This is a genomic window from Gordonia polyisoprenivorans (assembly GCF_017654315.1).
GTDB lineage: Bacteria > Actinomycetota > Actinomycetes > Mycobacteriales > Mycobacteriaceae > Gordonia > Gordonia polyisoprenivorans_A.
The window spans coordinates 5855443-5867806 of the sequence record NZ_CP072203.1 but is presented as its reverse complement, the minus strand read 5'-3'; the positions used below and the strand labels follow the sequence as shown (position 1 = coordinate 5867806).

The 12364-nt window shown below is 66.4% G+C and carries 13 protein-coding genes and 1 pseudogene; 2 read left to right on the top strand and 12 right to left on the bottom strand.

Annotation, left to right across the window (positions count from 1 at the left end; translation table 11 throughout):
* The first annotated feature begins 3 nt into the window (after positions 1-3).
* Positions 4-699, top strand: coding sequence for a GntR family transcriptional regulator (locus J6U32_RS26340; RefSeq protein WP_208792856.1), 696 nt, complete (start codon positions 4-6; stop codon positions 697-699).
* Positions 700-726: 27 nt separating this feature from the next.
* Here the strand turns inward: J6U32_RS26340 and J6U32_RS26335 are convergent, their stop codons facing one another.
* From J6U32_RS26335 to J6U32_RS26320, 4 genes are all read right to left on the bottom strand, one after another.
* Positions 727-1719, bottom strand: a complete 993-nt coding sequence (locus J6U32_RS26335; RefSeq protein ID WP_244333040.1) for a lactonase family protein — start codon at positions 1717-1719, stop codon at positions 727-729.
* 135 nt (positions 1720-1854) lie between these two features.
* Positions 1855-2319: a cupin domain-containing protein gene (locus J6U32_RS27695; RefSeq protein ID WP_208792855.1), complete on the bottom strand. Its 465-nt coding sequence runs from the start codon at positions 2317-2319 to the stop codon at positions 1855-1857.
* 39 nt (positions 2320-2358) lie between these two features.
* On the bottom strand, positions 2359-3774 hold the full coding sequence (locus tag J6U32_RS26325; protein WP_208792854.1) for an NAD-dependent succinate-semialdehyde dehydrogenase: 1416 nt from the start codon (positions 3772-3774) through the stop codon (positions 2359-2361).
* Positions 3775-3819: 45 nt separating this feature from the next.
* Positions 3820-4131, bottom strand: coding sequence for a putative quinol monooxygenase (locus J6U32_RS26320; RefSeq protein ID WP_208792853.1), 312 nt, complete (start codon positions 4129-4131; stop codon positions 3820-3822).
* A gap of 90 nt (positions 4132-4221) precedes the next feature.
* Between J6U32_RS26320 and J6U32_RS26315 the strand changes: the two genes are divergently transcribed.
* The gene (locus J6U32_RS26315) at positions 4222-5277 is read left to right on the top strand and encodes an Ldh family oxidoreductase (RefSeq protein ID WP_208792852.1); all 1056 of its coding nucleotides are present in this window, start codon (positions 4222-4224) and stop codon (positions 5275-5277) included.
* Positions 5278-5381: 104 nt separating this feature from the next.
* Here J6U32_RS26315 and J6U32_RS27595 read toward each other — a convergent pair whose 3' ends face one another.
* From J6U32_RS27595 to J6U32_RS26280, 8 genes and pseudogenes are all read right to left on the bottom strand, one after another.
* Positions 5382-5675, bottom strand: a complete 294-nt coding sequence (locus J6U32_RS27595; protein ID WP_244332394.1) for a hypothetical protein — start codon at positions 5673-5675, stop codon at positions 5382-5384.
* Positions 5676-5688: 13 nt separating this feature from the next.
* Positions 5689-5964 (bottom strand): annotated as a pseudogene (locus J6U32_RS27915) (SLC13 family permease); the annotation flags it as partial.
* 136 nt (positions 5965-6100) lie between these two features.
* Entirely contained in the window at positions 6101-6574 is a 474-nt protein-coding gene (locus tag J6U32_RS26305; RefSeq protein WP_208792850.1) for a DUF2231 domain-containing protein, read from the bottom strand.
* A 102-nt stretch (positions 6575-6676) separates the two neighbouring features.
* Positions 6677-7726 carry an ABC transporter permease gene (locus tag J6U32_RS26300; protein ID WP_208792849.1) on the bottom strand — a complete coding sequence of 350 codons (1050 nt, stop codon included), beginning with the start codon at positions 7724-7726 and terminating at the stop codon, positions 6677-6679.
* A gap of 67 nt (positions 7727-7793) precedes the next feature.
* Positions 7794-8867: a pyridoxal phosphate-dependent aminotransferase gene (locus tag J6U32_RS26295; RefSeq protein WP_208792848.1), complete on the bottom strand. Its 1074-nt coding sequence runs from the start codon at positions 8865-8867 to the stop codon at positions 7794-7796.
* Positions 8864-9910 (bottom strand): 3-oxoacyl-ACP synthase III family protein, encoded by a 1047-nt coding sequence (locus tag J6U32_RS26290; RefSeq protein ID WP_208792847.1) that lies wholly within the window; start codon positions 9908-9910, stop codon positions 8864-8866. The genes J6U32_RS26295 and J6U32_RS26290 overlap by 4 nt, the downstream gene beginning before the upstream one ends.
* Positions 9907-10572: an SRPBCC family protein gene (locus J6U32_RS26285; protein ID WP_208792846.1), complete on the bottom strand. Its 666-nt coding sequence runs from the start codon at positions 10570-10572 to the stop codon at positions 9907-9909. The genes J6U32_RS26290 and J6U32_RS26285 overlap by 4 nt, the downstream gene beginning before the upstream one ends.
* Positions 10569-12242 carry a thiamine pyrophosphate-binding protein gene (locus tag J6U32_RS26280; protein WP_208792845.1) on the bottom strand — a complete coding sequence of 558 codons (1674 nt, stop codon included), beginning with the start codon at positions 12240-12242 and terminating at the stop codon, positions 10569-10571. Before J6U32_RS26280 ends, J6U32_RS26285 begins: the two co-directional genes overlap by 4 nt.
* Positions 12243-12364: the final 122 nt, after the last annotated feature.

Genomic DNA, 12364 nt, shown 5'->3' with positions numbered 1-12364 from the left:
CGCATGGCGGGTAACAAGGGTGACCAGATTTACGACCAGCTGCGGTCGGACATCCTCAAGGGTGCGTTGGCCCCGGGTTCATCGTTGAGTGCTCTCGGTGTGGCCGAACGGTTTTCGGCGTCTCGGACACCGGTCCGTCAGGCTTTTCTGCGGTTGGAGGCCGACGGGTTGGTCTCGTTGATCGATCGTCAGGGTGCGCGGGTGGCACCGATCTCGCTGCAAGGGGTACGGGACCTGTTCGAACTCCGGATGCTTCTCGAGGCGCACGCCGCTCGTGTGGTGGCCGAATCGGCAGCCGCCGATCCCGCGGTGCGTGAGCGGTTCGTCGAATTGCTCGCCGGTTTCGATGCGGTGGCCGACGACACGGACGCGGCGGATCGGCGCGATCGGTTCTACGAGCTGGCCGAGGCGTTCGATCAGGCGGTGATCGCGACGACCCGGAACCGTCACCTGGCGCGCTCGATCGCCGAATTACGGCCGCACAGCGCGCGTTTGAGGATGATAGCGCATTCACCGGCTACCCGTCTGGAGAGTTCCCTCGTCGAACATCGGGCGATGTGTCGGGCGATCATCGATGGTCAGGGTGATGCGGCCGCCGCTGCGGTGACCGAGCATCTGGTGGCCACCGAACGGACGATCCTCGAGGCCGTGATGTCGCCGGGGGCGTCGGCGGTGGCGGTGGATCTCGTCGGTCGTTGACCACGTCCGATCATCGGACGTTGCGGCTCACCGGGGCACGAACTCGATACATGTGGGACTGCCGGTCGAGATGACCTGGCCGTTCGGGGTGAGTGTCCCGGTGTCGGGGTGGGCGTCGAACGCCACGATGGTGTCCGATTTCTGGTTCGCGACGTAGAGGGTGGTGCGGTCGAGGCCGAAGCGCATGAATCGGGGTTGTTGCCCGCCGGTCGGGGTGAAGGTTGGCGGGAGCAGAGCACCGGCCCCGGTGACGGCGAACGTCGCCACCGAGTCGTGGCCGCGGTTGGACACATGGACACTTCGTGCGTCGCGTGACAGTGCGATTTCGGCGGCGGTACTGGTGCCGGTGTAATCCGCGGGAAGTGTCGACACCGATTGTCGGGCAACAGGTTGCGCGGTGTCGGCGGTGTACTGGTAGGCGGTCAGACGGGACGACAGTTCGTCGACGAGATACAGTGCCGGCAGACTCGGATGGTAGAGGAGGTGTCGGGGTCCGGCGCCGGGTGCGCTCGGGGTGGGTGGTCCGACGATCGTGAGTCTGCCGGTGGCGGAATCGAAGCCGAGGCGGTGGAGTCGATCGGTGCCCTTGTCGGGAACGATGATGTGACGCCCGGTCGGGTCGAACCGCACCTCGTGCGGCTGGGGACCTTGTTGGTCGGCGGTCAGTGGCCCGGGCGTGCCGGTGAGGGTGAGCACCTGCGTCCGCTCCAGACGCCCATCGTCGGTGCGGGCGAACACCGTCACGGAGCCGGACGCGTAGTTCGCGACCACGAGGTGCCGTTTGTCCGCAGACAATGCGAGGTGCACCGCGTTCAACCCGCCGGTCTCATACCGGCCGGTTTCGGTGAGCCGACCATCGTGTTGGTCGATGCGGAACGACGAGACGGGCGAACCGTCGCCGTGGGCCGCATACAGGGTGCGGCCGGCCTTGTCGGCCACCAGGAATGACGGGTTGTCCGCGGTAGGGGTGGTGGCAATAGAAGTCCACCGCCCGGACGCGGTGACCTCGAAGACGGCGATCCCGCGGCCGTGCCCCCCGCGCCTGCGGCTGGTGTAACACCCGACATAGGCGGTGCATGGGCCACGGGTCGTGTCGGTGGGCTCCTGTTCGGTGGATGATGCGACGAACGTGTCTGTGTAGCAGAGGGACTCGCTTCAGGCGATGTTCGTTCCGTGTTCCTCGTCGATGCGGGTGGTGACGCCGGTGGCCACGATGGTGCGGTCGGCGTCGACGGAGGCGTAGGTCCAGAAGATGTGGAGTTCTTCGGTGTCGCTGGCGTTGCGGAAGAAGTGTGGGATACCGGCGGGGATGAACGAGTTGTCGCCGACTCCGGCGGGTTGTTCGACACCGTCGATCGTGGCGATCGCCGATCCGGCGATGATCAGGACGCTTTCATCGCAGTTGTGGAAGTGTTCCGGGATTGCCGCCCCGGGTCCGAACATGGTTATCCCGTTGAGAAAGTCTTTCCCGCCGACTTGCTGCGAGACCAGCGGGATGGTGCGTGCGCCACCTCCGCGTTGGCGCGGGGTGATCTCGGCCGATCGGAGGATGGTGGCCTTGCGTCCGTCGCGCAGTGTTGAAGAGATCTCCGCGGCAACAAGATTGGTGATGGTGGTCATGGGTGTCCTTCAGGTGGTGGCGGCTTGTTCGGCGGTGGGCTATTCGGAGGTGGGTGCCTGCACGGCGGGTTCGGTCATCGCCCACCAGGTGCGGATGTTGACGAACTCGCGGATTCCCGGGGCGGCGAGTTCGCGGCCGTAGCCGCTGCGTTTGATGCCGCCGAAGGGCATTCGCGGGTCGGAGGCGACGATGGCGTTGATGAAGCAGGCGCCGGACTCGATGCGGCGGCCGACGTCGATCGCGGCGTCGACGTCGCGGCCCCAGACACTTGCGCCGAGGCCGAACGGGATGTCGTTGGCCACATCGATCGCCTCCTCGACGCCGTCGACGGTGATGATCGTCGCGACCGGTCCGAAGGTTTCCTCGTCGTAGACCGACATGCCCTTGGTGACATCGGTCAAGATCGTTGGGGCGTAGAAGAATCCGGGTCGGTCGAGCCGATGGGTACCGGCGAGTACGCGCGCGCCCGCATCGATCGCGGAACGGACCTGTCGGTCGACGCCGACGAGCAGGTCCTCGCGGGCCATCGGACCCACATCGGTGGCGGGGTCCTCGGGATCGCCCACGCTCAGGGCGGCGACGTTGTCGACGAGCAACCGGGCGAACTCGTCGGCGATCGAGGCGTCGACGATGAAGCGTTTGGGTGAGATGCAGCTTTGTCCGGCGTTGAGGAATCGTCCACGGGCGGCGAGGTGCGCGACCTTGTCCAGCTCGGCGTCGGCCAGGACGACGAACGGGTCGGACCCGCCGAGCTCGAGGACCGACTTCTTGATCTCGCGGCCGGCGAGAGAACCGACTGCACTGCCGGCACGTTCGGAGCCGGTGATGGTGACCGCCCCGATCCGCGGGTCGGCGATGAGGCGTTCGGTGGTGGCCGGCACGTCGGGTTCGGCCACCAACAATGTGGTGAACAGTCCTGGCTCCAGACCCGCGGACTCGAGCACCTCCTGACATGCTAGCGCGGCGCCGGTGGTGTTCGGCGAGTGCTTGAGGAGTGCGGCGTTACCGGCCATCAGCGCGGGAGCGGCGAACCGGAACACCTGCCACAGCGGGAAATTCCACGGCATGATCGCCAGCACGATGCCCACGGGTTCGTAGGACACCCAGCTGCGATCCGCCGAGGTCTCGTACGGCTCGTCGGCAAGGAACTCGGGAGCATGCTCGGCGTAGTACTCCAATCCCATCGCACATTTCTCGACCTCGGCAGCAGATTCGCGCAACGGCTTGCCCATTTCCCGGGTCACCAGAACAGCCAATTCGTCCGACCGCTTCCGCAGTACCCCGGCCGCATTACGAAGTACATCGCCGCGCGTCTTGTGATCGTCTCTGGCCCAATCCTTCTGCGCGGCCGCGGCGCGATCGAGGATGGCGTCGATCTCCGGGTCGGTCATCGCGGCATATTCGGCAAGGACGGCGCCACTGGCCGGGTTCACCGTGGTTATCGAAGTGGTCATGAGTGTTCTCCTTCTCTCGACGTTCAGGTCAGGCCGACGTCTTGGTCAGGCCGCGACCGACTCGGTCACCTGCAGTTCGGCGAATGTGTTCACCTGGCTGCCGGGCACCAGGCACCGTTCGGCCACCGCTCGCCAGGCCGCGAAATGCGGAGCTGCCTTGTGGTCGGCGAATGCGTCGGCGCCGGTATAGATCTCATAGAAGAAGTAGCGATTCGGTTCCTCGACGGCTTCGGCGACATCGAAGCGCAGACAGCCCGGTTCGTCGGTCACCGACCGAAGAGCGTTCTCCGCGATCGCCGGCAGGAACTCCGCTCGCATCTCCGGTTTCACCTGGACCGACACGATCAAGCTCAGCATCTTTCGTCTCCTCTGGTATAGCCCACCTCACTGCTCGTATGTCATAGTGTATACCTAACGGTACACATTACAAGAGTGGAGCTGACCAGTATGAGCGATGACCGAGTGAAGCCCGAAGCCCTGGCGAGCTTCGGCAGTCGGGTGCTGCAGACGTGCGGTGTCCCGGCCGCCGACGCCGATCTCGTGGCCGACTCACTGGTGCAGGCAGACCTGTGGGGTCATCAATCCCACGGCATGCTGCGCCTACCCTGGTACGTCGCCCGGCTGCGGTCGGGTGCGATGACGGCAACGACCACTCCGGAAACCCTCATGGACACCGGGGCCCTGGCGCTGATCGACGGTCACGACGGGATCGGCCAGGTCCTCACCGAACACGCGCGACGCGAGGCCGTCGGCCGCGCCCGCGCGCATGGCGTCGGGGTCGTCGGCGTCCGTAACTCCAACCATTTCGGCACCGCCATGTACTACACGCGCCGTGCCGCGCATGACGGATGCGTGTCGATCCTGACCACCAACGCCAGCCCGGCGATGGCCCCGTGGGGTGGGCGCGAGAAGGTGCTCGGCACCAACCCGTGGTCGATCGCGGCCCCCGCCCCGACCGGAGGTGGCGTGGTGGCCGTTGACATCGCCAACACCGCGGTGGCCCGCGGCAAGATCTATCTGGCCCGCATCAAGGGCGAAACCATCCCCGACGGATGGGCGATCGACGCCGACGGCCATCCCACCACCGATCCCGGCAAAGCCATCGACGGTGTCATCCTGCCGATGGCCGGCCACAAGGGATACGCCATCACCTTCATGATGGACATCCTCTCCGGGGCGTTGACCGGCAGCCGCACCGGCGGCAACGTCTGCGGCCCGTACGAGGCCGACAAGGCCAGTGGCGCAGGGCACCTCTTCCTCGCCATCGACGTCGCCGCGATGAACTCGCGCGAGGACTATCTCGCGTCGGTCGGCGCGCTCATCGAGGAGGTCAAGTCCACGCCACTGGTGCCCGACGCCGACGAGATCTTCTATCCCGGAGAACTCGAAGACCGCGCCGAACGCGACAACCTCGCCGCCGGGGGCGTCGCGCTCGCGCCCCAGACACGCGACGACCTCGCAGATCTCGCCACCGCGGCCGGTATCACCCCAGACTGCTTTTGAGTCGTCGCGGCACGCGAGTCGCCGACCCCACGACCCCGGGCCTCGGGAAGGTCCGGGGTCGTGGGGTCAGCGCGATTCGACTTTGCCCGACGGCGAAAACGTTTCTAGCCGAGCAGGATCGGATAGAGGGCTGCGATTCCGGGTACGACGATGGTCAGCACGACCGACCAGGTGAGCAGTCGCCGGAATACCTCGTCGGCGTTGTTGTCCGGGGTGTTGGCATTGATCAATGCCCCGGCGATGTGCAGTGGACTCATGACCACGACCGCGCCCGACATGACCACGGCGACGAGCACTGCGGTCACACCTGTCGGGGAATGCCCGGCGACGGTCAGCGCGACGGGCACCATCACCCCACGCACCAATGGTCGATAGCGCTGCACCGAGGAAGAAGCCACCCCAGGGAATGAGCCAATGCCGATTGCCGATCCACCGGAGAGCGTGTTCGACAAGCCAATTGATGGCTCCACTGCGCTCGGCGTGCGCAAAGAGCAGTGTGACTCCGATGATCAAGATGACCAGGCTCGCCGGAAACTTCGAAAGTGTCTTGGTGGCATCTGTGTGGGTGGCCGTGGTCATCAGCAATGTGGCGGCGAGAGCAACAATGCCGATGTTGACCTTGCGCAGGATCGAGATGACGAGAATGCCCGCCAGTACGACCAGGGATGCCACCTGAGTGGGTGTCATGGAAAGCCTCCTCGACGACGGAGACGCCCGCGCAAGCGCACCGGGCTACATCCGACCTCCGAACGTGGTACGCATCACTGTATACCATAAGGAATCCAATTCAATCCGGCCGCGTCGTCAAGGGGCGGTGTGATGCTCAGTCCACCCACACCGACTGGGCGCCGGCGTCGCCCACCAGGACCACCATCACGAGCGTGCCGACGGCGACGACGACGGTCGCCGTGGCCAGGATGACCGTCGTCATCCGGATGACCCGAGTCGACGGCCGCCACGGCACACGGGCCAGGATGCGTTCGTCATGCGCCGCCCACCACAGCACGGTGAGTGCGAACAGTGTTGCCACCCAGGCGATCATCTGATCGCCGAGCTCGGCATGGCGGAGTAGGTCGGGGTTGGCGGCGACGCGTTTCTGCAGGGCCTCGCCTGCCGAGGTGGTCAACGGTGTGACGACGACGGCGATCGTGGCGGCGAGTAGCGGCACGATACCGAGACGGCGGCGAGCACTCGGCCAGGCAGCACTGGCGGCGGCGAGCAGTGCGGCGAGCGGAATCGCCACGACCGCGAGGTGAACGAACAGGGGATGCGCAGGGATGCCGTTGATCGTGTCCATGGGCCAGAAGTGTTGCGCTCCTACGCTGAAGGATCGCTGAAAAGCCGACACCCACAGGCGGTTTCGTTGATCCGGTGAATCCGTCCGGGTGTGACCGGCCCGTCAGGCCGAGGCGGGGGCGGACGCGTGGTCCGGCGAGGCGCCGGGGGTGGTGGGAGAACGGTGTTGTCTGACCAGATAGACGCTGGTGCTCAACACAGTCCAGGCCGCGAGCACCACGAAGGGAGCGGCGTGCTGGTGGTGGGGAAAGTAGATGGCGGTGTGCAGGGCACTGACCGTCGAACCCGGCGGAAGCCACCCACCGATGCTCGCCAGGATGCGCGGCAGCAGCGGCCACGCCACCGAACCGCCCGATGACGGGTTGCCGAGCAGGATCATCACCGCCCACGTCGGCAGGATCGCCCACCGGCCCACCAGCGAACTGAACATCGTGAAGATCATGCCGCACGTGAACATGGTGAACGCCACGATGAACCAGGCCTCGAAGAACGGCAGATCGAGCGTGGCCACCACCCGGTCGACGGTGAAGGTCACCAACAGCCCGCCCAGAAGTGAGTAGGCGCCCGTGAATCCGATGCGCTCCCACGGTTTCAGCGCGGCCGCGTGTACACCGAGCTGGATGGCGCCGACGAACCCGACGACGACCGCCGCGATCGTCATGTAAAAGACCGTCAGGCCATGCGGGTCGCCGTCCTGCAACGGATGCAGGTCCCGAACCGTGACCGTGTACCCGGCGCGCTGTGCGGCGGGCGGAAGGGTATCGGTCAGCAATGATGCCACTGCCTGACCCGACGCGCTCGAGATGTCAAGGGTCATTACCTGATTCGGCGCCGAGATCTCCACGATCGCGAACACCCGTTGCTCGGCCAGCTGGTCGACGCCGCTCGCCCGGTCGGCGACGGAGGTGATGTCGAGCGAGCTGCCGATCGCAGCCTCGAGATCCCTCTCGAGCATTCGTGACTGTGCGCTGGGAAGGTTGTCGACGACGGCGATCGGGATGCTCTCCGGCCGGGGATTGGCCGTCGCGTACGTGTAGGAACCGACGAACAGGGCCACCGCCACACTGCACAGCAGGGTGACCACGGTCGCCGGGAGGAAGCGCGACCCGCGGAAACGACGCCACTTCTCGGCGGTCTGCTCCAGGGTGCGCACCGTCCCAGCGTAGGGGAGCCGGTGGTGTTGCCGCGCGAGTCAGACCAACCGGACACGAGTACGCGCCTCAGGCCGAGGCCGCCACCGTCTTCAGTGTTCGGATCACGCGCTCGGTGTCGTGCCGATCGCCGACGGTGATCCGAAGACCGTGTGGCCGATACGGTGTGACCGAAATGCCGCATGCGATGAGGACATCGCCGAGAGCGATGCCCTCGGCGCCGGGCAGGAACAGGAAGTTGGCGTGACTGGGCCATGGGTGGGCGCCCGCCGCTCGCAATCTGTCGGCAAGGTATCTGCGTTCGATCCGCATCCGCCGCACCCGTTCGGACAACTCGTCCGAGCAGTCCAGGGTCAGTGGAACCGCGAGTTCGGCGAGCGATCCGACGGCGAAAGGCACTTCGTGAGAACGGAGTTCGTCGATCAACGGAATCTGACCCACCCCGTACCCGACGCGCAACCCGGCAAGCCCGTGTGCCTTGCTGAACGTTCGTACCGCGACGACACGCCGGTGAGTCGCGAGCATGCTCTCGAGATCCGGTGCGGTATCCGCGAATTCGAGGTAGGCCTGATCGATGATCACGGTGACGTCGTCGGGTAGCGCGGCACAGAAGCCGAACAACTCGGTGGAGTCGAGTACCGCGCCGGTTGGGTTGTGCGGTGAACACACCGCGACCGCGACGGTGTCGGTGCCGACCCGCTCGTACAGTTTCTGCAGGTCCGGACGGCCCCGCACATCAAGAGGCAGGCCGCGAAAGCGTAGCCCGAGACTGCGGGTGAGGATCGGATAGCCGCCGAACGTGGGTACCGGCGTCAGCAATTCGGGCACCGAAACGCCGCGTCGAGCACCGTGGCGCACGGCGCAGTGCAGCGCGGCGGCGAGCACGCCGGTGGCCCCCGGCCCCACCGTCACCGCGTCGTCGTCGACGCCGAGATGTCCGGCGATGGTGCGCCGCGTCCGATCCGGCAGAAACTCGGGATAGCGGTTGAGCGAGGGCACCGCATCGGTCAGGGCGCGCGCCAGGCTCGGTAGCGGCCCGTATGCGGACTCGTTGAGATCGAGCGGTATCCGTTGCAGTGCAACAGGTCTCTGCGATGAGATCCGCGGCGGCGGATCGGGTGCCGAGTGCAGGTGGCGGGTCACCGTCTGCCGGCCCAGCGAACGGCGGTGGCCGCGGCGAAGTCGCCGGCGTGGGCGAATGCCGACATCATCACCACGTCGCCGGGCCGGATACGCCCGTCGTCGATCGCGGTGTCGAGGGTCGCGGGGACACCGACGGCGAACAGGTTGCCGCACTCGTCGAAGGTGTCGGGGTGACGCTCTTCGGGGAGTTCGAGTGCTTCGCGCCAGTTGCGCAAGAAGATCCGATTGGGCTGATTGGTGATGAACCAGTCCAGCGCCGACGGAGCGATGCCGATCGCATCGGCCACCTCGATCGCCACCTCGGGAACCATGCGGTTACCGCGCGCGAGCACCTTGGTGATGCGCGACTCGGTGAAACCGATGTGGATCTCTCCGGGCCCGGCCTCCCAGTATTTCCGAGGCGGAGACGACACCGACGCCATGTCCGCCGAGTACTCACCGAAGGAGTGGGCGGCCGACCCGAGAACCGGCGAGCCGTCGTCACCGAGGGTCAACAGTGCTGCGGCCGAACCGTCGCCGGGGATGGCGGCCTGGGCTTTGCCGCGCACCTGCTCCTGGGTGAAGATCTGCGCCGCGCTGTTCTGTGCGAGCGCGATCAACGCCGCTCCCCCACCGTCGGCGCGAAGCAACGAACCGGCGATGTCGATCATGTGCATAAACGCCGCACACCCCGCGTTGTGGACGTCGAGGACGGTCCGGGGCCGCAATCCCAGCCGATGCGCCAACTCGCCACCACACCCCCGCACCGGGACCTCGGGCAGCTGACTGTGGGTGAGCACGACGCTCACCTCATCGAGGTACTCGGACCCGTGGCGATCGGTGAGAACGCCTGCCGCCGAGACCATCATGTCCGCCGACGTCTCACCGTCGGCGGCGTGATGGCGAAAAGCAGGTGCCGCGAACATCACGTTGCCCGCAAGGTCATCGTCGGCGGCGTACCGGGCGAAATAGTCGGCCGGGACCCGGTTGTCGGGGAGATAGGCTGCGAGATCACGCAGGACCACCGGTGAGCGGGTCGGATCAAGTCTGGTCGAGGCGGTCATGACGTCATCCATTCCGGGGTGAGGGGCAGGTTGTTGTGGTGGCGGAACTCGGCGATCGCCGTGAGATTGTCGAGCTCGAGTTGGTGTCCGGCAGAGAACATCTCCCAGAAATCGCCGACCCATACCGGGCGATCGGGCGGCGCGGTGTCGGGGTAGGGATTCTCGTCGTAGAAGGGATGCCGGCAGTTGTTCCACAGCACCACCGAACCCGGACGATTCAACACCACCTGCGCATCGACGACCCGCATCAGGTAGATCATCCACAGGTGATCACCCTGATCCCATGCGCAGTGGTAGTCGACGGTCATCGCATTCGGGTCGGCGATGGTGCGGGTGTAGATCTCGGTGTTGTCGCCGAGGCGGTCCTGGGCGACCCACAGGCCGGGCTCGTCGGTTTCGGTGAATCCGCGCAGACTGTAGGTCCATTCCTCCAGCGAGCGGGTGTCGGAGAGCCAGGAGAACAGCTCGCGGGGCGGTGCGTCCACGTATCCCTGGATCGGGCAGAACTGCCCGAAGATCTTGTCGTGCGGGTACACCGAGCGCAGCATGTCGACGATGATCGGGGTCGCCACCGTGCGGGGGTGGGTCTCGACGCGGATGAGCCCGTCGATGTCGGCGATGCGGTCCCCGAGGTCGGCGAGCGGGGCGGGCTGACTGGTCATGCGGAGTCCTCTCGGGGCAGGAAGGGGGCGAACGGTGGAACCTCATCGCTGTGGCATTCGACGACAAGACAATTGGGTCCGCGATCGGCGAAGAGCACCGCGCAGGCGGCGCTTGCGCCGGCCGCATCGTGGGGATGGCGGACCGCCACGCCCGCGAACAGTGCCGACACGGCACCGGCGATATCCGTGGAGCGAAATCTGTTGATACCGAACTTCTCCGGGAAATACAGGTTCTCTCGGGTCACGCACATGCCGTGGGCGTTGTTGTTGAGGACGATCAGGGTGACCGGGGCGTCATGCTCCACGGCAGTGTGAAACTCCATTCCGTGCATGAAGAACGCACCGTCGCCGGCGATCACCACGCTTCGCCGGGACGGATCGTCGATGGCGGCCCCGATCCCCGCGGCGATCGCGTATCCCATGCCGCCCATGCCGAGGGCGACGGTGAAGCGGCCGGAGCGGCGCGGTGTCAGATGGTGCAACGCAGCTGCTCCGGCGTTGCCTGCGTCGGCGAACACCCGCGCATCGCGGGGCAGGTGCGCGTCGATCGCCGCCATGAGTGCTGGTAGGTCCGGCAGATGTGGATCGGGGGCCTGTGGTGTCGTCAGGTATTCGACAACCGCCCGCGGTGGGCGACGCGGCCGGAGCCGACGCAGGGGCGCAGACTCTGCGAGCTGAGCCAGCGCCGCGGCGATCGACGTGACCGCGACGGTCTTGCTCGGATACCGAGGAGGCTGTTCGCCAACGTGATACAGCTCGATCCCGTCGAGCACGTCGTCGAGGCCACCGCGATCGGTGACCGTCATCCGGGTACCGAGCGCCAGACACACATCGGCGTCGGCGAGGGCCCGCCGTGCCGACGGATGGCCCATCACCCCGGTCACCCCGGCGTGCGTGGTGAGGTCGGTGACGGCATCGGCGCCACCGGGTGCGGCAACGATCGTGGCACCGAGCATCGTCGCGATCGCGCTGACGGTCTCGCCCGCATGGGAGCGCGACACCTCGTCGCCGACCCACACACATGTATGTGCGCCTGCGATGACGCGCTCGGCGAGCAGCGTGGCCAGGGTGTCAAGGGCTGCCGATGTCTCCTCCGCGGCATCGGTAACGTCCGCAGTGCCGATGCCGGTGCTGACCGTCCCGTCATAGCGCTGCGTCTGAACGTCTTTCGGCACGATCAGGGCGGCGGGCAGGCCGCGGCGCAGCGTGGCGAACGACTTGGCGAGTGCAGACCCGAGATCGGCCGCCGAGCGCACCACCGCACAGTATCCGGTGACGCCGCCGAGCACGGCGGTGAGATCGATGGTGTCGGGGGGATCGAGCATGTCCTGAAAGGCACCGCGTCCGGTCAGTGGTGTCGGGGGTGCGCCGATCACCGCGAGTACCGGCACCCGGCTGTCGTAGGATTCCGCCAGCGCAGCAACCACATTCAGCGCACCCCCGCCGGATGTGGTCACGACCATGCCCGGCCGCCCGGTCATCCGCGCGACCCCGTCGGCCATCGCGCCCGCCGCGAACTCGTGTTTGGCAACCACCATCGGCATGCCGATCACCGCTCCGGTGGCGTACACGTCCTCGATGTTGGCGCCGTGGACCCCGAACACCACGCTGATTCCGTGCTCACGTGCGGCCTCGAGGATGCACTCGGCGACGGTACCTGCGGCAACCATGCTCTGCACTCTTCGCCGGATCACCTGAAGAGCCGCTGAAAGACGACACTGGTCGGCGCCAGTGGCATCGAATACACTGTGCGACCAGCGTTCCACGCCGATCGATGCCCTCTACCAGCCGA